A 21,809-nucleotide genomic window follows, 5' to 3' on the forward strand; every position below is an offset into this window, starting at 1 on the left:
TGTCCCCTTTGTCCCGTAAATTCTCGATGGGTCTGTGGCGACACGTCCCAAGTATATTAAAAACCAAGTCCAAGTTCTGCTGCCTGGCCTTTGATTACCGCAAACTTAAACTTACTCAATTCAGCCTGACCCGCCGTATACATGACTTCGGTGATCAAGCGATAGGGCGTCGTCTCGTCAGCGACGATGGTCACGACGGGCTCGTGCTTCTTACCCAGAAGTTCGGCCAATCGTTTCGCCTTCTTATTCTCTTCGACAATTTTATCAAAGAGCGGTTGGATATGCAGACTCGCCTCGCCGCCCTTCTTCTGACTCTTGTCGACGTCTCCGTCTTTAATGTCGACGGCCTGGTCGCTATTCACGAGAATCGCTTTACGCGAAATCGTGATCGTCGTCATATCCTCGGCGCCCAACTGGGTGATACTGGTCGGGACCTGGAGGTCCGGGCCAGCGACCTTAATCGGAAGGTCACCGAAGTTCTTCATAAGGAACACGAGCATGATGACAAGAATATCCATGAAGGAGTTCATGCCCAGCGTCGCGCCACCTTCTTCAGAACGACCTTTTTTGTTCGCCTTGCGCTTGCGCTGCTCCTGAATCCACTTCTCTTCGTCTTGGTCGAAGCCTGTGATACCTGCCTTATCCACCATCTCTTATCTCCCATGCGCCGAGGCGCAATTACACTGCGAAAGCGCTTATTTTACTGAACAACCGAAAGGACCGGGTCGCTAAACAACGCAACCGGAGCGTTAGCTTCGACCTTAGCATCTGCGTCGAAGAACTCGGCGGTATCGGAATAGGAGTCTTTCTCACGAACGTAGCGAACTGCGTCCATCACCTGAACCAGCACCACATAAGGAATGCTAGCGTCGGCGGTGAGGTTAACAACCGTTTCCTTCGGATATTGCTTTTTGACTTTCACAAGCGTGTTATAAAGCTCACGGAAGTTATACGCAGACCAACCTTCGGCAAGCGCCTTCTCTCCGCCTTCTACATCGCCCTTGGCAAGCTGTGCGCGAGCCGTGTCAAACTTGGCAGCGACGTTGACTTCAGGGTTGGCCAGACAAATGGTCGGTCCAGGTTGCGGACAGCCTTCCATCGGGTCGAGTTGTGCCGAGCGTGCGGCAATCCGGAAGCCCTTCGCGTTAATCGCGATAGTAAGGTTAAGCGGCTCCTCTTCCTGCTCCGGGGGTGGCTCCGTCGAGGAACCAACCGAAAGCTTTGGAGCGGTGATATTAATTACGCCGACCTGGATGAAGACAACCGATAGCAGAAGCATCGGAATCAGAATAACAACCATATTCATGAAAGACAGAAGGTTGAGCTCTGGTACTTCGTCAGACGACTCGCGTTTGGAACGCGCCATAATTGCTCTCCTTGAATCGAACGGCACGGATACACGGTGCCCGTCGGTTTGCGAGGTGCCCCGCGGCTCTCTTGAGGAGCCGCGGAGCTGCCCATTTAGTCGCCCACTCTCACGGGCAATTCATGCGTGCTAGAATTACTGCGCACCTTTGCCGCGCGTGACCAGCATATTCTCAAGTTTGACGCTATAAAGGTCAATCTCGTCGAGAATTTTCTTGGTCATACCCGTGAGGATAAGGTGAGCGGTAAGCGTCGGGATTGCCACGATAAGACCGAAAGCGGTCGTACTCATAGCAAGCGCGATACCAGCCGAGAGCATCTGCTGCTGCATCGACGGGTCAGCCGACTCGAGAGCCTTGAAAGCGTCGATCAGACCGATAACGGTACCGAGAAGACCGAGGAGGGTCGCGATATTAGCGACCGCGGCCAGGGCCGGCGTACGCTTTTGAACCATCGGAACGACTTCAAGCGAAATCTCTTCCATAGCGTTCTGAATCTCGACCTCGCCTTTGTCGGCGCGGGTCAGGCCAGCTTTGATGACGCGCGGCAGGGCGCGGGTCGGAGCGGCGTTGCACAGCTTGATGGCGCGGTCGATATTGTCGGCCATGACAAGCTTTTGAATCTGCGCCATGAACGCTTGCGCGTTGATGTTGTACTTAAAGAAAAGAAAGATGAAGCGTTCAATCGCAATGCCGATCGCGATGATACTCGTTGCAAGGATGAGATACATCCAGATAGCACCATCGGCGCGGAATGCATTAGCAATGTCGTTCATGTCCTGTTACCTCTCCATGGGTAATTTGTGTCTAAAAACTCTGTGGGGCTTCGCTCGAAGCCCGAACATCTCCAATTGTCTTCTGCCGTTGCCTCGTGTGCTAAACGCTCTTTGAAATCCGCTCCCGAATCAGTCCAGGATTAAAGTTCCAAAACGAGGAGACGTTTCTATAGCACAAGGAATCAGACCGAGCAATGCGGCGTTCCTTTGGCGAGGCAACAACTGCCTCAGAACTCTTTCTCATCCACCGTCTTAATCAGCTCGGGGATGAAGGAAGGCTTCTCTTTAAAGGGTTCGTAATCAAGATTGGCCGGCTGCAAAATATAGAATGCCTCCGGCTTCTGGATGCGTCCCTTGATTACGGTCTCTTCCAGGTCGATGACGCCCTGCTGGGCGAACGCGGTCGAGGCAAATACCATGGAGCCAACCAAGAATATCCCGGTCAGTGCTGCACGCATTATAGTTGCCACGATTTTTCGATCTGGTCGCATATGATTCTCCAACGCAATCCTGTTGATTCTTGGCCATCTTAAGCGAGCGTATTGCCGAAGTACAGCAGTTTCTCGATTTGAATCGAAACACGCCGTATATCGGTGGTCGCGCTGCTTACTCCTCGAATGACTCACCGTCATCCTCAACGTCCGCGCCCTCATCATCGACCTGCATCTGCGCCTGACGCATCATCTCCTGGCGCGCCTTCTCATCTTCGATCGACTTACGGGCTTCCCTTACATATTTGTCCGAAGGGTCATCCTTTGCGATCTTACTGGCGGCCGCGGCCTTATATTGGTCGAAATACTCGATCGACTTATTTAGCCGCGCGATCTTATCGACCCCCTCGATATCACTATCAAGGTAGATGACCCCAAGATTAAACAGGGCTTTATCGTATTTCGGGTCGATCTTGAGGGCTTTATTAAAACTCGAAACGGCCTGGGTAAATTCGCCCTGCCCTTTCAATGAGTTTCCAAGGTTAAGATAGGCTTCTTTATAATCCGGGAAGCTGGCGATCGCGGCGCTGAACTCATCCGAGGCGGACTGATAATCCCCCGCGCGATGATAGAGAATCCCGAGGTTATTGTGGGCTTCGGGATAGTCCGCGTTCAGCTCGATCGCGCGGCGCAATAGTACCATCGCGTCGTCCATCTCCTCCTGCTTAATCCGAATCTGGCCGAGCTTATAGTAGATCTCGGCGCGGTTCGGGCGAAGCTCGCGGGCGCGCGACAGAATCGCGGCGCCAAGCTCCAGTCGATCGAGCTCGATATTTGCCTGGGCCATCACCATCATAGCCTCGACGTTGGTCTCGGCGCGACGAAGAATTTGCTTCGCCTTGCGGATGACTTCCTCGTATTTGCCCTCGGTGAGGTCAACTTCGAGCGCCACCGCGCGGTGGGTCATATTCTCGGGACGCAACTCCGAATAGCGCTGCGCGATCTTGCGCGCGTCGGCGGGCTGGTCCAGGCGAATATAAAGGCGCACCAGATTCAGCAGCGCGGGCGAAAAGTCAGGATTCTTGCTAAGCGCCTGGGAGTAGCGCTTCGCCGCGTTGGCGTAGTCGCCCTCGTTCTCGTAGAGCGCGCCGAGGTTATACGCGGCGAGGAAGCCGCCGTCCGCGTCCGACACCAGGTTTTGAAGCCGATCGACCGCCCCATTGCGGTCGCCGCTGCGCGCCGAGCGAAGCGCCGACTCGAGGTCGGAGATAAATCCACGGCTTAGCTTTGACTCTGCGCTCGGCGAGACCGCCGCGTCGCCGGAAGCCCCATCGGGCTCTGGCATGTCTTGGGTCAACTCATCCGAGCTCGCGATCTTCTGCTCACTCGCCGGTGTGACGTCGGTCTCAAGCGCGCTCTTCGCGTCCGGCTTGGGGGCCGCGGTCGAGCACGCCCCGACGCTGGCCGACAGCGCGGCGAGCAGGGCAAATCGGGCGATTCGTGATCCGTTAATAAGGTCAATCATAGCTGCTCTCCCTGCGGATCTTCCGCGGACTCGCTCGCGTCGGGCGAAGCCGGCACGGGAGCCACGAGGCTCTCCTGATACGTTTCGGCGCCCATATACGAGCCGCCGGTGCGCGTGCGCTGTGCGACCTCGCGGCGCTCCTCCTTATAGAGAGGATATTTTGCGGGCATATACTCGTTGAGGTGCTCGAGCGTGCGCTTGGTCCACTCGTTGACGACCTTCTCTTCGCGCGCTTTTTGAACGGCGCCCTCGTAGAATTCGATCGCCTTATCCTCGAGCGGGACGACCATATCGTCGAGCTGGGTGCGGTAGATATCCCACTGTTCGGTGCCCTCCTCGAAGGGAATCGGCACATTGTACAGAGCTTTGGCGAACTCCTCATAGATGCTGCCGGTACGGAAGTACGCGGCGAGGGTCCACTCAAGGCTGCCGTAGTTGAAGACATCCTGGAACGAGGCCGCGACGATCTTCTGGTCGGCGACCTTTTTCTCCAGCAACTTACCCTGCTGCTTCATGCTGCCTTTGATCTGGATCTTCTTCCACTGCTGGAATTCATCCTCGGCGAGCTCGAAGCGAGCCTTGGCCCCGAAATACGAGCCGGGCTGTCCCCTCTCGATGCCGCGCGTGCGGTATTCTTTGACGATATTATTATATTCGGCCAACGCCCGGGTGCGGTTGCCGGCCTGCGCGTAATTGTCGGCGATCATCGTCATGCCTTCGAGGACACGCACGGTCTCCTCCGAGCGGCTGCCGAATTTGCGACGGTGCACGCCGATCGCGTTGGTCATCGCGCGCTGGTTGCCGGCCTTCTTCCAATTCTGGACGGCCTGCCATTGCGCGCCAGCTGCGTCCTCGGCGCCCGGATAGTTGTCGACATACTTCTCGAACAATCTCGCGGCCTTGGTATAGCGCTGCAAATTCTCGGTAAGAACCGCCGCGCTCCGAAGCGCGGTCTGACGGCGCTCGGGCACATCAAAGCCCATGGCGCTCAGGGTCTCCGAGTTGTCGCCCTTATATTTCTCGTAGAAGAGCTCGTAGGACTGGATCGCCTTGTCGAAGTCGAAGAAGCGATCGGAGTTCACCGCCACACGGTAGAGCGCGTAGCCGGCGAGCGGATCGTTCGGGTAGTCCCGATTCACTCGCTCAAAGAGGTTCATCGCCGATTCATATTTACCGACATTCTCGTAGGCAACCGCGGCGTTATTAAGCGCTTTGGAGGCAAAGGGATGGTCGGGGGCGTTGTTGACCAGGCGCAGGTACTCAGCGGCCGCCTCGTCATATTTCTTCGCCTGAAAGAGCTGCTCGGCGGACTTAAACATCGCGCCCAGCTGGAACTGACGGACCTCGTCTTTGATGGCCTGCGCCTGGTCACCTTTGATGACCGTGCTCAACTTCTCAGCCCACATCGACAGATTCGCGTAGTCTTTTTCCTGGCGGTAGGTCTCAAGAATCAAACTTCCCGACAGATACGCGAGCTCGTTCTCCGGATAATTGTCGACAACCCACGCGAAGCGCTCACGCGCGGTGTTATAGTCCTTATAATCGTAGAAGAGTTTGCCGGCTTGGAACGCGAATTTAAGGTCGAGTTCGGGGTCGCCGTCATTCTCAAGGCCCAGGACCACGTAGCGATCCATCGCCGTCACGTATTGGTAAACGCGCTCGGGGATCGGGTCGGGTTGGATGGTCACGATCTGACCATCATTATCGGCAGCCTGCGGAGTGTCGTCGGCCTGCTTTTGAGCGGCCTCGCGCGCGTCGTCGGCGGCGCCACCGGTGAGCGCTCGCCCGCCAATTTCGCCGCGCGCAACGCGCTCTTGAATGTCGAACTCAAGCGCTTTAATGGCGTTGAAGGCAGCTTTTTCTTGGTACGTATTCTTCACGAGATCGAGCTCGCGAACGACCTTATACTGTTCGTAGGCGGGGTCGTATTGCGCCGAATAGAATAGACATTCGGCGTAATAGAAATTCCACTGATAAACATCTTTGTCGTTCGGGTAGCGCGCGAGGAAATCAGCGTACCCCGAAGCAGCGGCCTTATAGCGCTCCCGCGCCAAGGCCAGCATGTCTTCGTCCTGGCGGACGATGGCCTCGTCTTTGAGGTTCTGCGCCTGCTCGTGGAACCAGGTCGCCGACTGAATCAGGTTGTCTTTAACCAGGTTATTCGCGTAGCGCAGCGGCGTCTCACGCCCGACACGCTTTTGATACGCGTACCAGTCGCTCTCGGGGCCGTAATAGGCGAGCAGCTTGCTGCGCTCCTGGAACGCGGCGTCCTGTCGACCGTCGCGCACCATTGAGAGGATCAACTTCTCGTGGAGCTGCGGATTCTCTGCGTCGCGCGGATATTTCTCGAGCGTATAGGTGATGACATCGCCCGCGATATCGTAGCGGGTATTGTCGAACATATACTCGACCAGCTGCACCAGAACTTCGCGCTCGTAGGGCTCATCGCCGCCAAGATAGGAGCGCACTCGCGGCATCCCGAACTGGTCGTCCACGGCGCCATCGAGATCCCAATCCTGCTCGGCGAGGCTGACCGCGATATATTGGATCGACTCGGCGCGAAGCACCGAACCGGAGCGGCCGGTGATGCGTTTTTGCTCGTCACTATACTCGACGAGGCGCTTGAATTCCGAGATCGCCTTATCGAATTGGTCGAGACGATAATACGTCCACGCCAACTTATAGAGCGCCTTATCGAAGAAGTCGCTGTCGCTATATTGCATCGCCTGTTCGTAGGCGTAGCGGGCTTTTTCGAGGTCTTCGGCGCCATCAGAGGCCGAGAACCAATACTCACCGATGCGCACCCATGATTCGGGAACGAAGCGGCTCTCCGGGTATTTGTCGACCAACGTCATCAACAGGTCACGCGCGGCCTCTTCCTCGTTACTCTGCAACTTGGTGTAGGCGAGCAAATACAGGGCGCCGTCGACTTGCTCATAGTCGGGCCAGTCATCGACAAGACGCTGAAAGAGCATGGCCGTCTGCGTAAAATCACGCGAGGGCAACGCCGGTGGGTCGGCACGCTCGCCGTCCTCATACGCCTGCATCTCGGACTGATAAGCCTCGTCGGCGCTCAGGTAGTCGGCGTTGGCCTTCTCGAAATGCAACTCGGCGAGTCGAAAGAGGGCATCCGGCGTGTACCCGGGGGTGCGAGGATAGCGACGAATATACTCTTCGAAGGCCGCGATGGCCTCATTTCGTCGCCGCTGCTCGACCGCATCAAGCGTGCTGATCTTCGAGCTATAGCCGGCGTTCACCTGTGCGACGCGCCGGTTATATTCAGCCTCGACGATCGAGTCGACGGTCGCCTTATAGCCATCCATTTCAGCGGAATAGTGCTTATAGGCTTCCTGGTACTCGCGCAGCGCCTCCGCACGCGCGACCGCGGCCGGGTCGGCGTCATCGGCCACCTCTGGCGCGTCGACATCCGTGGCGGCCGACTCCGTGGCGGCGGGCTCGTTTGCGGCTTCGCCGGTGGCCTCGACCTGATTCTCATCGGGCGGAGGGGCGTCCTGGGCGACCACGGGGGATGCAAACCCCACACAGAGACAGAGGACGCATCCCGCGGCGCGCAGCGGAGAGGAAGTGCTACGTTGAAATTTCCAAGAGAGCATGTTCAGCCTGGTGCTTCGAACGTCCGGATCAGGCCCGCGCAAGCGTCTGCGCCGGCGGCCCGATCACTCGAGTGTCATCGAACTTCTTCAAATGCATCTTGCAATGTCTTAAGTTCTGCGGTTCGATCTTCGAAAAGTTGATTAATCTGACGGGTGGCGTCTTCTTTCTTCTGCCACGCGACATCGATCAAGCCGATGTCTCCGCGCATGATGATCTGATTGAAATCGTGCTGGGCCGCCAAAAAGCTGTGATGGGCGACGTTTGCGGTCAGATCTTTGGAGTTAGTAAGCAACTCCTGGGCGGTCTGGTCGAGCTGTGCCAGCAGCTGCATTTCGCGGGCGAGGTCTTCGAGAAGCTCCTCACTACGCTCGCTGACGAAGCGGTCCATTTGCGCAGAAAACCCAGCCAATCGGGATTCAGCCTCGGCGAGATTCTCGCGGGCGACGCGCATATCGGAGCTGTCCGCCCCACCGCCGGCCTGCGAGATAAGTCTGCGCTGCCGGGCGAGCACGTCGCTATAGCTGGCGCGAACCTGGCTCTCCTTCGAGGTCACCTGGTCCCCCACGCCGAGGCGCTGGCGCTCCACGCTAATGCGCGAGCGAAGCGCCGCCTGCAAGTCACGCAGGTTCTGAATATCGGCGCGCGCGGCGGTCTGAAGCTCGGCAATTTTCTGAGCGCGATCTTCGCTCATCGGCTGACCTGCGTTTTGCGCAAGGTACGTCTCGATGGCTTGCAGCTGCTCCTTCTGGCTGTCGAGTTCGAAGGTAATGGTGTCGAGTTCGCGGCGCATCGACGCGAAGCGCGAGTCGATGCGCGCGATGCGTGCCTCGACCTCCGACTTCGTGCTGGGCGCCGCCTTATATTGCGCGCGCAGCAGCTCGGCTTCGCGCTCAAGCTCCTGCCACTCCGCCTTCTGAGCCGGCGACATCTTCGAGACCGCCTGTTTATACTCGGCCTTCACCATTTCCTGGCGCAGATTCACGATCCGGGTCTCGAGCGTGGCGGCGAGCACCATGCCCTCGGCCAACTGAGGGAAGGACTGAATGCGGGCGCCCGATGCAAGGCGAGCGTCCATTTCGTCGAGGGCGTGTTCCGCCTCGGCGATTTGCTCGCGAATCTCGCCCAGGTCGGCGCCGGTGCGCTTGGCCTTCGACAGAACCGGGCTCCCCTGGACCCACTCAGCCACCAGTGTCGGCATATACTCGGATTCTTCGCCGCGCATCTGCGACTCAACCAGGTCGCTAAAGAAGACCTCAAGATCGCGACTGCCGTCGACGAACTCATCGAGCTCACGCTTTAGCGGCATGAAGGTCTCGACGACGTCGTTATAGCTCTGGGCGGCGGCGTCGTAGTTGCCAAGGCGCAGCTGAAGGTCCGCGCGCAGAAGGCGCACCTTCGGCACAAAGGCCGGGTCGGGGTTCGACAGGAACATGAAGATATCGGTGACCCGACTCGCCGCCTCGTATTTTTCCTGCGCGACCAGGGTCCAGGTCAACTCGTAGAGCATCTGGTCGAAATAGGGACTATTTCGGTCCAGGTGCTGATAGAAGTCGATGGCGCTGGGGTAGTCCTTCGTCTCGTAGGCCACACGACCCGCGCCCAGATAGGCGAGGTCCAAAATGCGCTTTTGGGCCGGGGTCTCGGGCTTATAATTCGCGATAATCTCTTCGAAGACCTGGCGACCGTTTTCGAGCTGTTCGTCTGCGACGAAGGCGACGCCGCGATAGTAGGCGGCGCGCATGCTAAGATCGGGGTCTTCTTCGGCCTTTTGAAACAGGCGGCGCGCGTCGGCGAAGCGCCCCTGGCGGTATAGAACCTTGGCGCGAACATAGTTCACGGCGGGGTTAAGCTTCGCCTTGGCGTCCAGCGTAGCGTAGAGCTCGTCGACCCCCTCGTAATTGCCGGTTCTTGCCGAAAGCTCCAGCAATTTCACCACCGCGACCTGGTAGTAGGGACCGTCGCCGAGGTTGATCAATTGCTCGAAATAATTGCGCGCGGCGACCAGATTCCGCTGCAGATACAGGCTATCCGCGAGCAGGTAGAGCGCCTCGGGGTATGTATTCTCGGTCTGAAATTTCGGGTCCTCTACGAGACCCACAAACAATAGCGAGGAGCGCGAGTAATCCTCGAGGAGATACGCGACCTTGGCATCGTTAAAGCGGGTCTCAACCTTGTAGCGCGAGCGAAGAATCGCCGGCTTGAGGTATTTCCGCTCCAGATCAACGACCTGCTCTTGGAGGACGGTCGACTCGGAGGTGAATGCGCGAGAGCCCTGAGCATTTGCCACGCCCATCCCCACGGTCGTCGTCAGCAAGAGAGCCATCCCAACCCCGGCAAACTGGGCGCGCACGCCTGCGGAGGCGCGCTGGGAGAGGAGCCGTTGATAAACGGATTTTAATTTAATTGGGTCTTTCATACGTCAGACGTCACTCGGGGCGAGTTTCACATTCGCGGGCCTTATTCGGCCCGTCGAATGAAATAGTCGATTCGCTTCAACGCGTCTCATCATCAGCCGACACGCGGCGTTCAGGGCGCATCAGGCGCCGACTCAACGGCAGCAGCGGCCGGGTCGGTGGAAACCTCCGCCTTCGCGTCAACGACCTCTGCCTCGGAGAGCGCGACCAGGTTAACCGTGCAGTCCACGCCCAGTCGGTCTTCGTAGGAAGTCAGCGCGCCGCCCTTCTCATAGAGGCGAACCTTAACCGTAACGCCGCGGCCTTCCTGCGCGGTGAACTCACAGGAGTCCTGCACGCGGAATTTGTAGCCGTCCATATAGTTGAAGAGCTTATAGCCGCTGCCCTTGAGCTCCATCATCACCGATATTCGGTGGGTGCCCGGGGCGATCGCGCCTTTAAAGACGTCAAATTGCCCCCGATCGCTCAGGGTGCCGTCTTTGTCTTTCTCGTTAAAGATCCGCGCGCCGTCCAGCGAGTAGAGGGCGTGCTCTAGCACATAGGTGTTGCCCAACTCGTTCTGGTGACTCACGATGGCGCGGCTGCCGGAAATGGTGCTGTTAAGCACGGTCTCCTTGAGCAAAACGATCCGAGTCTTGGAGCGGAAGACGGTCTCTTTCAGGTCGTCAACCTTGGTCTCCAATTCGCGAATGCGCAGGTCGTAGACATCCTCGGCGGTCTCGCCTTCGTTGAAGGTGAGGCCTTCGATTCGCTCGGTGTCCATGCGTGCCCGCTTGGACTCCTCGGTGCCGGGGTAGTCCTCGCGCAGCGGTTTGCCGCCGGGGCCAGTGAGCGGCTCGGCCGCGGGGGCCTCGCCGACAGCTGCCGCGCTTGGTGCAGCCTCAGCGCTCTGCGCGTCCTCAGCCGGCGCGTCTTGCTCAGCGTCGTCGGAAGCCGGGGCTTCGTCTTGCGCCTGAGCGACCGCGGTTTCTTCAGATGATGCAGGAGCAGCTTGCTCCGCCTGCGCGTCAGGGGTTTCCTGGGCAGATGCGGATTGGCTCACCGTCAGAACCAGCAGGGAGGCTGCCAGCAATGAAATGGATCGCTTTTTCATACAGTGAATCCCTTCGAGATTGACCAAAAAATGAATGACTTGGCCGGTAATAGCTGTGTCACTTCATGTTGTTTGTTTCGCTTTCGGGGGCAGCATTAGGGCTTAAAAACCCGAAAAAACGGACTCCAAAGCCACTCTACCCCGATTCCTATCGTTCGCATCCAATTTTATTCTGATACAAATACACTAGGAATTTAGCCATCATGAGCATACGCCCCAAAAGAACAGAATACGGGCGCAGAATGATGCATTCGCCATCGTGAGTCAAGTAACGCATTCACGGCGCACACGCTAGCCGCCGCGCCAATCCGGCTACGGGGCGGAGCAATGCCGGGTCACGGTCGCTGTCCGCTCTCTTTTCTGGTATCGCTTCGCGCCGGAATGCTCAATATTTCTACCCCAGAGGCGACCATGAATAACGACCATTATATAAGAATCCTGAGTGAGATTGCGAAATTGGCCCAGATTGCGGGCGAGAACAAGTTCAAGGTCCGCGCTTTCGAGAACGCGGCGCGTGCGCTTGAAAACCTGACCGATCCCATCGCAACGCACCTCGAAGCCGGCACCATCACCAATATTTCGGGGGTCGGCAAGAGCCTCGCCGAGGATATCCAGCAAATACACGACACGGGCACCTGCGATTATCACACCCACCTGTTGGAGACGCTCGACCCGGGACTGCTCGACATCCTGAATATCCAGGGGCTCGGGCCGAAGCGGGTCAAGGTGATCTATGACGCGCTGGGGGTCTCAAACCTCGACGCGATGGAAGAGGCGGCCAAGGCCCATAGGATCCAGGAATTGCCCGGATTGGGCAAGAAAACCGAGGAGCGGATCCTCAGCGAGATTGAGCGCCTTCGCTCGCACGCCGGGCGCACTCCCCTGCCGCAAGCGCGCCGGGTGGCCGAGGGCATTCGCGACAAACTCGCCGCCTTGGACTGCGTGGACCGCATCGAAATCGCCGGCTCGATCCGGCGCGAGCGTGAGACCATCGGCGATATCGACCTCCTGGTCACGACCACCGAGCCCGCCAAGGTTACCCAGGCGCTGGTCGAGTTGACCGAGGTCGCCGAAGTCCTGGCGAGCGGCGACACCAAGACATCGGTGCGCCTGCATAATGGGATTCAGCTCGACCTGCGCGTGGTCCAGGCGCAGGTCTTCGGCTCCGCGCTGCATTATTTCACCGGCAGCAAGGACCATCATATCGCGCTGCGCACGCGCGCGAAGCGCCAGGGCCTAAAGATCAGCGAGTACGGCGTCTTCGCGATTGACTCGGACACCGCCATCGCCTCGCAGACCGAGGCAGCCCTCTACAAGGCCCTCGACCTTCCGTTCATCCCGCCGGAGCTTCGCCAGGGATTCACCGAGATCGAGCTGGCCGCCGAGAATCGCCTCCCCGAGCTTATCACGGCCGAGGATATCCGCGGCGACCTGCATATGCACACCACCGAGACCGACGGGCGGGCGAGCATCCTGGAGATGGCCGAGGCCGCCAAGGAGCTCGGCTATTCCTATATCGCCATCACCGACCACTCCCAGGCGGTCACGGTCGCCAATGGCATGACCGCCGAGCGATTCGAGGCGCATATCCAGAAAATTCGCGCCGCCAACAAAGAGATCGATAACTTTGAGATCTTATCCGGCATCGAAGTGGACATCCTCAAGGACGGCAGCCTGGACATGGACCACGACCTCTTGCGGGAGTGCGATTGGGTCGTGGCCAGCGTGCATAGCCATTTCCGCATGGAGACAAAGGCGATGACCGAGCGTCTCTTAAGCGCCATGGAGACCGGGCTGGTCAGCGAAATGGGCCACCCCACCGGGCGCATCCTCGGCGGGCGCGACGGCTACACCTATGATTTCAACGCGATTGTCGAAGCCGCGGTCGAATATGGAATCGCCCTGGAGATCAACGGCTCCACCGGCCGCCTCGACCTCAACGCCGAGCTCGCCCGAAAGGCGCACACCCTGGGGGCGAAGTTGGTCCTGGGCTCGGACGCCCACTCCACCCGCGGGCTCCACGCGCTGCGCTACGCCCTGGGCCAGGCCAGACGCGCTGGCCTCACCGCCAACGACGTCCTCAACACCCTCGACGCCCCGGCCCTGCTGGCCAGCGTGCGCCCGAAGCTAGGCTAAACGGGGCTCTCCAAACGCTGCCGGCCGCCGCCCAATCGAGGCTCTCGAAGCCGCCAGCAGCGATTTAATTTGCCCTAAATGCGCGTTCTGCGTGCAAATATTGAAACAGTGCCCTAAATAGACGCGCTGGAAACGATGTGCTAATGGCAAGGCCGTCAGTGGTTGTTTATTTTTATCAAGCTTGTAAAACTGGAGTGGATCAACATGACATTACGCGACCTGCGTCTATACCCTTTTATACTCGCCTCGCTGCTTGCGATGGCCCCGGCAACCGTACTCGCACAGGACGGCGAAGAAGAAGAAAGCGCCGCCGCGCAGACCGAAGATGCCGCCGACTCCTCCGAGACCTCCACGGATATGTACGAGTGGAAGCCCTCCTGGGGCGCGGGCGTCGAGGCCGGCGTGTTCTTCAACGGTCTTGAGCGTTGGAACGCGAACCTGCTCGACGGGCAGCGCGAGTTCGACACGAACGCGCTCTACCACTTCGACGCGGCCGTCGAGGCCTCGCTGCTCGAAGGAACCCGCCTGTCGGTCTTCGGCGGGTATACCACGCCTTTCGTCGACAACCCGAGCTTCGGCGCCTGGTATATCGGCGTGGAGCCGGCTTTCGCGTTCCGCCGCGATATGTGGGAAATGGCGATCGGCATGGGCGTGGCCATGGGCCAGGCCGGCGTGTCGGTTGACCCGGACATGAGCGCGGACACCTCGCTCGTCCTGTTGCGCCCCTTCCTCGAAGTGCGCCGCTACCTGGGAACCAACGCGGCCGTCTATCTGCGCGGTGGGTTCAACCAATTCCTGCCCTACGATGTTGAGACCGACGGGCTGACCTTCGGCACCAATATCCAGTCCAACACCAGCAGCGATGAGCTCAACGAGGGCGGCCCCTACCTGGCGCTTGGTCTCCGATTTGGCTCGTACCCCGAGCACACCAAATCGGACCGCGACGGCGACGGCGTGGCCGATGAGGACGACAAATGCCCCGACGTCGCTGGCGTCCCCGAAAATGACGGCTGCCCCGCAGACCGCGACGGCGACGGCGTCTATGACACCGACGACAAATGCCCCGACGTCGCTGGCGTCCCCGAAAATGACGGCTGCCCCGCAGACCGCGACGGCGACGGCGTCTATGACACCGACGACAAATGCCCCGACGTCGCTGGCGTCCCCGAAAATGACGGCTGCCCCGCGGACACCGACGGCGACGGCATCTACGATGTCGACGATAAGTGCCCCGAATTGGCTGGCATCCCCGAGAACGACGGCTGCCCCGCTGATAGCGACGGCGACGGCGTCTATGACACCGACGACAAATGCCCCGACGTCAAAGGCCCGGCCGAAAATAACGGCTGCCCGCTCGACTCCGACGGTGACGGCGTCCTCGATAACGTCGACGAATGCCCCTATGAAGCCGGCCCGGCCACCAACAACGGCTGCCCGATCAAACGCGTCGTCGTGACCGTCAAGAGCATCAAGATCAGCGAGAAGGTCTTCTTCGCGCTGGCCAAGGCCGACATCAAGCGTGAGTCCTACGACCTGCTCGATGAGATCGCACAAGTCATGAACGACAACCCGCGCATCAAGAAGGTCGAGATTCAGGGTCACACCGACAGCTCGGGCCGCGCTGCCTTCAACCAGAAGCTCTCCGAGGACCGCGCGAAATCGGTCTACGATTACCTCGTCAAAAAGGGTGTCGCAGAAGAGCGCCTGACCTCCAAGGGCTACGGCTCGACCAAGCCGTTGGTTGAGACCCCCGAGGGCAAAAAAGAGAGCAAAGAGGACGCCGCGAAGAACCGTCGCGTTGAGTTCATCATCCTGGAGCAGGATGAGCTCAAGCGCGTCGTCCCGGCAAATAAGATCCCCGCGGATGCCGAGAAACTCGACGCCACGGACAAGCTCAACATGCCGCAGGACGCCAAGTCCGATGACTCGGCTGAGTAATCGCGCTGCGCAGGGCTCCTATCCTCACCGATAAGAGCCCCGCAATGGCGTTAAAGAGGCCACGAGGTGAAGCGTTATTGCTTCCTTCGTGGCCTCTCTTTATGTTAGCCCCCCTGCCCTCACTCATTCCCCGAGACTCCCAAATGACCGAGCCCACACGCCCCGATATCGCGACGACGCCGAAGGCCCGCGCCCACGCCGCGCGCCGCCCAAACCCTCTCTTGCGCCTTATACTGCTGCTCGGCCTTTGCGCGAGCCTCAGCGCATGCAAAGCGTCGAAAGACGCGCCCACGCCCGAGAGCACGGACCCGGTCGAGGCGCCCCAGACGGCGCCGGCCGAGGCGGTCGAGAAAGAAGCCCCGCGCGCGCCGTCCGAGCGCATGGAGCCCACCGGAAAGATCAAAGAGGTGCAGCTGCGCCGCAAACCAGGTTCGATCGTCGACGGGGACACCCTTCGCGTCGTTGAATTCAACAAGAGCCTGCGCCTGATCAATATCGATACCGAGGAGGTCTTTCGCGACCGCGACCAGAAGGCCAAGGCAGCCCAGAGCTGGAAGGCTTACCTCGCCGAGCAAACGGGCCAGGGCGGGCACCGAACCTTCGCCACCCCCATGGGAGAGAAGGCGTTGAGCTTCGCGCGCGACTTCTTTCGCGACGTCGACACGCTCACCGTCGAATACCAATCCCCCGCCCACACCCGCGGCTTCTTTGACCGCCACCTGGTGATGGTCTGGGTGAAGTCGGATCGCGTCCCCAAAAAGCTCGTGCCGGGCGCCCCCGAGGGCGAATGGCTCAATTATAATGTGGAGGCCGTGCGCGCGGGCATGTCGCCCTATTTTACCAAATACGGCTATAGCCGCCGGCTGCACGAGACCTTCTCCCAGGCCCAGCGCGAGGCGAAGCAGAACCAGCGCGGCATCTGGGCAAAAGACGCCCAGGCGTACCCAGACTACGACGGTCGCATCGCCTGGTGGAAGGGCATGGCCGACCAGATTCAGCAATTTCGCGCCTACGCAAAGACCCACCCCGAGACCATCGATCTGGCCGCAGACGCCGCCTTCGACACCCTCAACGCGAAGATCGGCGAGCGCGTCGTTGTCTTTGGGGAAGCGCGCTCATTTAATCGGAACTCGAAGCCCCAGCGCCTCTACCTCAACCACCGCGACCAGAAGGACCTCAAGGTCGTCGCCTTTGCGCCGGTCGACATGAGCAAGGCTGGCATCAACCCCAGGCGCGAGCATTATATCTATGTCGAGGGCGAAGTCGGGACCCATCGCGGCGACCTCGAGATCAAATACGACGCGAAGAGTTGGATGCGCGCCGGCAGAAACCCGCCCGAATAACCCAACGCGCACCCTCGATGGGGCGCCGGGCAATACTTCGACTTGACGCAGACAGCCGAAGCGCCTAGCTTCCGGTGCCGCATTGATTGCGCGGGTTCATTGACTGCGCAATATTTACGCTTCTGCACTACAAAAAGAGAGTTCTATGGCACGCGTTACAGTCGAAGATTGCCTTGAAAAGGTAGAGAATCGTTTTGCACTGGTCATCCTCGCAACCAAGCGTGGACGTGACCTGCGAAATGGCGCGCCGCGTCTTTTCCCCTCGGGCAACAAAGAGACCGTCCAGGCCCTGCGTGAGATCGGCGCGGGCTTCGTCGAGTTTGACGAGCGCACCAAAAAGAAATTGGCTGCCGTTCTGATCCGCGAGAACAAAGAAGACAAATAATCGCCCCCCGGGTCGATTAAGCTTCTCGCCGACAAATCTGTGCAGAAACGACTTCGCGTCGCGGTGTTTTTACCCCGGCGCGTTTTCGTGTTTCTTGAAATATCTCGCGGTGCGCGGGAGCTAATTTTTCTTATGGTCCGCGCCGACGATCCACCCCGCCCGCTTCAAATCCTCAAAGTTCAGGTGCTCTCCGCGGCGCAGCTTCTCCAGCGGGTCCAGCACATCCTGCTCGGACTCAAAGGGCGCAGGCCCCGGCTTGTCGAACTCGCGCCCCGCCGGCTTCGACTCGCGCCCTAACCATTGCAGCGCGTCGACAAAGCGGTCGAATTTGGCCGACAATTCCTCGTAGATCTGATGGAATATCTCGCCGGAGCGCTTCACGAGCAGAAGATCGCTGAGTTGCCCGTAGGCAATCCGCCCGATATTGCGATAGTATTGCGACGTCACGGCGCCGCGGCGCGTTAGATGGGCGTCAAAGAAGCCACAATTAAACAGGCTCGCGTCGCCCAGACGGCGGTATGCCTCGATTTTGAGCTCCCCCGGTTGATTCATCGCGTCGCCCAGCATGAGGCCTGCGGCGCGCTGAAACCCGAGGTCCTCGCGCAACACAGGGTCGATGCGCACAAAACTCTGGAGCAAATAGACCAGATACGCCTCGGTATTCTCGGAGCTCTGCAAACCGACCCGGTCGAGCGCGACCTTAAGCTCCTCGCGAAAATAATGAAGTAGATTCGTCGTGCACTGAATGGATGCCTTTGGTGATTTCATCGCTCATCTCCTGCCCAACTGCGTGAATGAAGCATAATCAGTATAGCAATATGAATAACTGGATGCCAAACCGACTCGCCTTCCGCATATATTTCGCGCACTTAGCGCTCATCGCGGGCCTCTGCGCCCCCGCATCGGTGGCCCAGGCGGCCGACCCACCGCGGGTCGAGGTCGAGCGCCCACAGGTTATTTTGTGGACCTTTAAGGCCCCGACGACCCCAGCCAACACGCTCGCAAAGCTCCACGCGGGGCTGGGTGAAGCGCTCCCAAATAAAGGTGCGCGCCATCTTTTTGGGGAGAAGGCATTGCAGGAGTACGTCGGCGCCAAAACAGCCGCGCCTGCCGAGTGCCTCATTGGCCTGGAATCCTGCGTCTCGCCGCAGACCCTGGCCTTTGACGCGCTGGACCTCGCGCTGGTGATCCACGTCGAGCTCTCGCGCTCGGGCGACCAGTGGGTGGCCGATTGTCGCTGGGTGGACCGGCGCGGCGAGGTCGCCGGGCGCGCCTCACTGCAGGCGCAGACCGAGCGCGACCTGGCCTTCGAGCTGGCCGGCGAGATCTTCAACGCCACCGCCAGCGTCTCGGTCACCAGCGAACCCGCCGGGGCGCGGGTCGAGATCGACGGCGACCCCGTGGGCACCACGCCGCTCAATTACCGACTCTCACTCGGCGATCACGAATACCGGCTGGAATTGGATAGGTATCAGACGGTCAGCGGCACCTTTACGCTGCTCGCCGACGCGTCCGAGCGCATCGAGCATCAATTGGAGGCCCAGTCCGGCGCGCTTGTGCTCCTGAACACCCCGCCCGACGCCCAGATCATCGTGGACGGCGAGCCGCGCGGCCCGGCGAATCACCGCCTCGAATTGCCCGAGGGGAGCTACGAAATCGAAGTGCGCGCCCCGGGCTATGACACCCACCGCGAGACCCTCGAACTCACCCCGGGCCAGTCGGTGCAGCGCCGCGTGCAGATGGATGAGACCCACCCGCTGCTGCGCGATGTCGCCGCCGACGCCATCATGCAAAATCGCTATATCGCCCGGCTGACCTACGACCATAGTTTTCAAAGCACCACCTTTGAGGACTACCGAGCATCGCTCGGGGAGACGCGCTTCTCCTTTCTTTCCTTTCGCCAGGATGGCGAGGCACGCCACGACGTGCGCCGCCTGGTTTCCCCCAACGGCCTGCGTTTAGATTTTAGCTATAGCTGGGATAATTTCGGACTGGTGCTGCTCTCGGCGTCCTATCTGTCGACCGCGCTCGACCTCGAGGCGTACGTAAGCTCCTCGGCGGTCGACGACCCGATCGAAGTGCGCATCGAGAAGTTGCAGCGCCTCCAGCTTCGCCCGCTGCAACTTCGCTACCGCCACTTCTTCAAAAATGTCGCGGTCTTCGCCGAACTGGGAAGTGGCATCAATATGGACTGGGTCCGGGCGAGCGGAGATTTACTCGACCCGCCGGTGACCCTGTCGAACTCGGAGGCGTTCTGGAATCTCGGACTCGGCGCGTCGTATTATTTCACCCATAATTTCTTCGCGACGCTTCGCTATAGCGCGCAATCTTATATCGATGACGGCCCGGGCAGCGAACATATCATCAGCCTTGGCGTGGGACTCACCGTGCCGAATATTCTTGGCTTTGAACCCGAACCGCCGGAGACCCTATAATGATGAAATTACGTCTTTTAGAATCGGGTAAATTTCGCACAAAGACGCGCCGTTTCGGGGCGGCCCTGAGCCTGGCGACCGCCTGTGTTTTCCTCGCGTCGCCGGCCTTTGGCGCGCAGAATACCCAGAAATCGGACGCCACCGCTCAAATCGTGCAGGCCGCGAACGCCTCGTATAATAAGGGTGATTATGCGGACGCGGCCGAGAAATACCGCGCGGTCATTCAGGCCGATCCCGAGCAGGCGATCGCGTATCGAAACCTCGCCCGCAGCTATTTTTGGCAGGGGATCTACCCGGACGCCGTGGCCTATTATGACTTCTATTTGCGCCTGGCCCCCGACGCCGACGACCGCGGCCAGGTGCAGTCGGAGCGCCGGCTGTCGGCCTCGCGCGCAGGGGAGCAAATCTGGCGCACGCCGACCTCCCAGGCCGAAGCCCGCGATGCGCTGAGCGAGGCCATCGAGGACGGGCACGCGTACCGCGCGGGCGCAGGCGGCGCCTGGGGCATCTATCAGACGCTTTTGCGCACCGGCTACGCCCAACCGGAGCTCGCGGGGCTCAAGCGCCGGCTGGTTCGAAAACTGCTCAATGAGTACGAGGGCCTGCTCGTCCCCGACGCCAATCAACCCGCGCCGCGCATGGAACTCGACGATTGGAACCTGCAGCTCGACCGCCTGGCCGCCGCCCGAAGCCTCGCCGATGACCCGGCGTTCCTGAGCGTCATCGACCGCCGGGCTCCGCTGGCCGAGGCCGCCATCGCGCTGCTCAACGGACGCTTTGACCAGGCCGACTCACTGAGCCGCGCGGCGATCAAAGCCAACCCGGATATGCCCTTTATTCGCTGGTTTCAGGTCCGCGCGCTTATCGAATCGACGCGTTATGAAGATGCGCTCAGCGCGCTGGACGAGCTCGAAGCACATCTTCGAACGAGCAACCCAAAGCTGCTCGATTATTCGGCGACTTTGCGCGCGTCGATCCTTCAACGCGTCGGCCGCGGCGAGGACTCCAGCGATATCTATCTCGACCTCTTGAACCGCCGGGCCTCGGCCACTCGCAGCGGGGGCAGCGCGCAATGAGCCCGACCTCGCCAATATCGAATCGCCCCCTCCGACGCGTCGTGAGCCTTGCCGCCGTCGTCCTCATGGGCGCTGTATTTGGCGCCTGCGATGAGCACAAGACACCGCCGGCCAGCGGCGAGGCTCAACGCGAGCCGCAGGCGCAGGCCGACGCCCAGGCCCAGCGCTCGCGCGCGCTAAAGACGCTCACAGATGAAGACGCGACCGATGATGCGCGCCTCGCGAGCATCCACAGCGCCCGGGATCTTCAGATCACCGAGGCCACGCCGGAACTTCGGAAATTACTCGCCCACGAGAACCCAGACATCGTCGTCGCCGCGGCCGCAGCCCTCGACGGGCTCAACGCCAAAGACGCCGATCTCGCGCTGATGGAGGCCGCCGGCCACCTCGGCCGAGCCCGCGAATTCGAGCACCTGCGCCAGCTACTCTATATCATCGGAAGCGTCGGCGGGCCGCGCGCGCGCACCTATTTAGAGACCGTCGCCGAGGGCCACGAATTGAGCGCCATTCAAAATACCGCCCGACAAATCCTCAAGGAAATGTAGGCGCCAGCGAACCGAACTTACCGACCGTATTTTTGTTTATTAGAGAAGATACCGGGCGACACCCTCGCCCCTGAAGGAAAGCAATATGCCCACAAATAGGACTACGCCGCCGTTTATCGTCATCGAAGGAATCGACGGCGCTGGCACCACCACCCAGAGCACCTTGCTCCACGACTACTTTCAGGCGCAGGGTCAACCCGCGCTGCTCACCAACGAGCCGTCCACCGGCGCCATCGGCACGCTGATCCGAAAGATGATCGCGATGCGCCGCGACGAAGACGCGCGCCCGGTTGACCGCGAAACCCTCGCCCTGCTCTTCGCCGCCGACCGCCTCGACCACCTCAAAGCCGAGGTCGAACCCGCGCTCGCCGCCGGCCAGGTCGTCATCAGCGACCGCTATTATCACTCCAGCTTCGCCTACCAGGGCGACAGCGTCGCGGGCTCGGATGCCCTCGACCTGCGCTGGATCCGCACCCTCAACGAGCGCGCCCGCACCCCCGACCTCACCGTCTTTTTGCACGCGCCGGTCGACCTATGCCTGGAGCGCCTCGGCGAGCGCGACGCCCACGACGTCTTCGAAACCCGCGAGCACCTGACCCTCATGGAGCAACGCTACGACCAGATCATGGCGCTTCTGCAGGCCGAAGGCGAGCATATCATCCGCCTCGACGCCTCACTTCCCCGCCAAACCCTGGCCGAAATGATCCGCGAAAAAGTCGCACGCTAAGAAAGA

General features: G+C 60.1%; 17 protein-coding genes. 8 read left to right on the plus strand and 9 right to left on the minus strand.

The window, feature by feature from the left end:
* Window positions 1-56 precede the first annotated feature (56 nt).
* The 8 genes from DN745_RS10750 to DN745_RS10785 all read right to left on the minus strand — a co-directional run bounded on the left by DN745_RS10750 (window position 57) and on the right by DN745_RS10785 (window position 11,218).
* Window positions 57-650, minus strand: coding sequence for an ExbD/TolR family protein (locus DN745_RS10750; protein ID WP_111334717.1), 594 nt, complete (start codon window positions 648-650; stop codon window positions 57-59).
* 50 nt (window positions 651-700) lie between these two features.
* Window positions 701-1,366, minus strand: coding sequence for an ExbD/TolR family protein (locus DN745_RS10755; protein WP_111334718.1), 666 nt, complete (start codon window positions 1,364-1,366; stop codon window positions 701-703).
* A gap of 135 nt (window positions 1,367-1,501) precedes the next feature.
* Window positions 1,502-2,140, minus strand: coding sequence for a MotA/TolQ/ExbB proton channel family protein (locus DN745_RS10760; RefSeq protein ID WP_111334720.1), 639 nt, complete (start codon window positions 2,138-2,140; stop codon window positions 1,502-1,504).
* Window positions 2,141-2,367: 227 nt separating this feature from the next.
* Window positions 2,368-2,598, minus strand: coding sequence for a hypothetical protein (locus DN745_RS10765; protein ID WP_133621771.1), 231 nt, complete (start codon window positions 2,596-2,598; stop codon window positions 2,368-2,370).
* A gap of 148 nt (window positions 2,599-2,746) precedes the next feature.
* A complete protein-coding gene (locus DN745_RS10770) occupies window positions 2,747-4,096 on the minus strand; it encodes a tetratricopeptide repeat protein (RefSeq protein ID WP_111334723.1) in 1,350 nt (449 codons plus the stop codon).
* Complete coding sequence (locus DN745_RS10775; protein ID WP_162687603.1) at window positions 4,093-7,638, minus strand: tetratricopeptide repeat protein; 3,546 nt, start codon at window positions 7,636-7,638, stop codon at window positions 4,093-4,095. The genes DN745_RS10770 and DN745_RS10775 overlap by 4 nt, the downstream gene beginning before the upstream one ends.
* A 146-nt stretch (window positions 7,639-7,784) precedes the next feature.
* The gene (locus tag DN745_RS10780) at window positions 7,785-10,127 is read right to left on the minus strand and encodes a tetratricopeptide repeat protein (RefSeq protein WP_111334726.1); all 2,343 of its coding nucleotides are present in this window, start codon (window positions 10,125-10,127) and stop codon (window positions 7,785-7,787) included.
* A gap of 110 nt (window positions 10,128-10,237) precedes the next feature.
* Window positions 10,238-11,218: a hypothetical protein gene (locus DN745_RS10785; RefSeq protein ID WP_111334727.1), complete on the minus strand. Its 981-nt coding sequence runs from the start codon at window positions 11,216-11,218 to the stop codon at window positions 10,238-10,240.
* A 411-nt stretch (window positions 11,219-11,629) separates the two neighbouring features.
* Between DN745_RS10785 and polX the strand changes: the two genes are divergently transcribed.
* The 4 genes from polX to rpoZ all read left to right on the plus strand — a co-directional run bounded on the left by polX (window position 11,630) and on the right by rpoZ (window position 17,020).
* Entirely contained in the window at window positions 11,630-13,354 is a 1,725-nt protein-coding gene (gene polX / locus DN745_RS10790; protein WP_162687604.1) for a DNA polymerase/3'-5' exonuclease PolX, read from the plus strand.
* 204 nt (window positions 13,355-13,558) lie between these two features.
* Window positions 13,559-15,292: an OmpA family protein gene (locus DN745_RS10795; protein ID WP_133621770.1), complete on the plus strand. Its 1,734-nt coding sequence runs from the start codon at window positions 13,559-13,561 to the stop codon at window positions 15,290-15,292.
* A gap of 143 nt (window positions 15,293-15,435) precedes the next feature.
* On the plus strand, window positions 15,436-16,635 hold the full coding sequence (locus DN745_RS10800; protein WP_162687605.1) for a thermonuclease family protein: 1,200 nt from the start codon (window positions 15,436-15,438) through the stop codon (window positions 16,633-16,635).
* Between the two features lie 145 nt (window positions 16,636-16,780).
* Window positions 16,781-17,020, plus strand: a complete 240-nt coding sequence (rpoZ, locus tag DN745_RS10805; RefSeq protein WP_111334733.1) for a DNA-directed RNA polymerase subunit omega — start codon at window positions 16,781-16,783, stop codon at window positions 17,018-17,020.
* Window positions 17,021-17,140: 120 nt separating this feature from the next.
* Here rpoZ and DN745_RS10810 read toward each other — a convergent pair whose 3' ends face one another.
* The gene (locus DN745_RS10810) at window positions 17,141-17,788 is read right to left on the minus strand and encodes a hypothetical protein (protein ID WP_111334735.1); all 648 of its coding nucleotides are present in this window, start codon (window positions 17,786-17,788) and stop codon (window positions 17,141-17,143) included.
* A 26-nt stretch (window positions 17,789-17,814) separates the two neighbouring features.
* On the opposite strand from DN745_RS10810, the gene DN745_RS10815 reads away from it, so the two are divergent.
* From DN745_RS10815 to tmk, 4 genes are all read left to right on the plus strand, one after another.
* Window positions 17,815-19,455, plus strand: coding sequence for a PEGA domain-containing protein (locus DN745_RS10815; RefSeq protein WP_111334737.1), 1,641 nt, complete (start codon window positions 17,815-17,817; stop codon window positions 19,453-19,455).
* Window positions 19,455-20,531: a tetratricopeptide repeat protein gene (locus tag DN745_RS10820; protein ID WP_111334738.1), complete on the plus strand. Its 1,077-nt coding sequence runs from the start codon at window positions 19,455-19,457 to the stop codon at window positions 20,529-20,531. Before DN745_RS10815 ends, DN745_RS10820 begins: the two co-directional genes overlap by 1 nt.
* A 41-nt stretch (window positions 20,532-20,572) precedes the next feature.
* On the plus strand, window positions 20,573-21,076 hold the full coding sequence (locus DN745_RS10825) for a hypothetical protein (protein WP_133621769.1): 504 nt from the start codon (window positions 20,573-20,575) through the stop codon (window positions 21,074-21,076).
* Window positions 21,077-21,161: 85 nt separating this feature from the next.
* Complete coding sequence (gene tmk, locus DN745_RS10830; RefSeq protein WP_111334741.1) at window positions 21,162-21,803, plus strand: dTMP kinase; 642 nt, start codon at window positions 21,162-21,164, stop codon at window positions 21,801-21,803.
* Window positions 21,804-21,809: the final 6 nt, after the last annotated feature.

Source organism: Bradymonas sediminis, assembly GCF_003258315.1.
Taxonomy (GTDB): Bacteria; Myxococcota_A; Bradymonadia; order Bradymonadales; family Bradymonadaceae; genus Bradymonas; species Bradymonas sediminis.

Excerpts from the sequence above, each read along its gene's own strand:
- DN745_RS10750 (WP_111334717.1), bottom strand. The coding sequence starts at position 650 with ATGGTGGATAAGGCAGGTATCACAGGCTTCGACCAAGACGAAGAGAAG.
- DN745_RS10755 (WP_111334718.1), bottom strand. The coding sequence starts at position 1,366 with ATGGCGCGTTCCAAACGCGAGTCGTCTGACGAAGTACCAGAGCTCAAC.
- DN745_RS10760 (WP_111334720.1), bottom strand. The coding sequence starts at position 2,140 with ATGAACGACATTGCTAATGCATTCCGCGCCGATGGTGCTATCTGGATG.
- DN745_RS10765 (WP_133621771.1), bottom strand. The coding sequence starts at position 2,598 with ATGCGTGCAGCACTGACCGGGATATTCTTGGTTGGCTCCATGGTATTT.
- DN745_RS10770 (WP_111334723.1), bottom strand. The coding sequence starts at position 4,096 with ATGATTGACCTTATTAACGGATCACGAATCGCCCGATTTGCCCTGCTC.
- DN745_RS10780 (WP_111334726.1), bottom strand. The coding sequence starts at position 10,127 with ATGAAAGACCCAATTAAATTAAAATCCGTTTATCAACGGCTCCTCTCC.
- DN745_RS10785 (WP_111334727.1), bottom strand. The coding sequence starts at position 11,218 with ATGAAAAAGCGATCCATTTCATTGCTGGCAGCCTCCCTGCTGGTTCTG.
- polX (WP_162687604.1), top strand. The coding sequence starts at position 11,630 with ATGAATAACGACCATTATATAAGAATCCTGAGTGAGATTGCGAAATTG.
- DN745_RS10795 (WP_133621770.1), top strand. The coding sequence starts at position 13,559 with ATGACATTACGCGACCTGCGTCTATACCCTTTTATACTCGCCTCGCTG.
- DN745_RS10800 (WP_162687605.1), top strand. The coding sequence starts at position 15,436 with ATGACCGAGCCCACACGCCCCGATATCGCGACGACGCCGAAGGCCCGC.
- rpoZ (WP_111334733.1), top strand. The coding sequence starts at position 16,781 with ATGGCACGCGTTACAGTCGAAGATTGCCTTGAAAAGGTAGAGAATCGT.
- DN745_RS10810 (WP_111334735.1), bottom strand. The coding sequence starts at position 17,788 with ATGAAATCACCAAAGGCATCCATTCAGTGCACGACGAATCTACTTCAT.
- DN745_RS10815 (WP_111334737.1), top strand. The coding sequence starts at position 17,815 with ATGAAGCATAATCAGTATAGCAATATGAATAACTGGATGCCAAACCGA.
- DN745_RS10820 (WP_111334738.1), top strand. The coding sequence starts at position 19,455 with ATGATGAAATTACGTCTTTTAGAATCGGGTAAATTTCGCACAAAGACG.
- tmk (WP_111334741.1), top strand. The coding sequence starts at position 21,162 with ATGCCCACAAATAGGACTACGCCGCCGTTTATCGTCATCGAAGGAATC.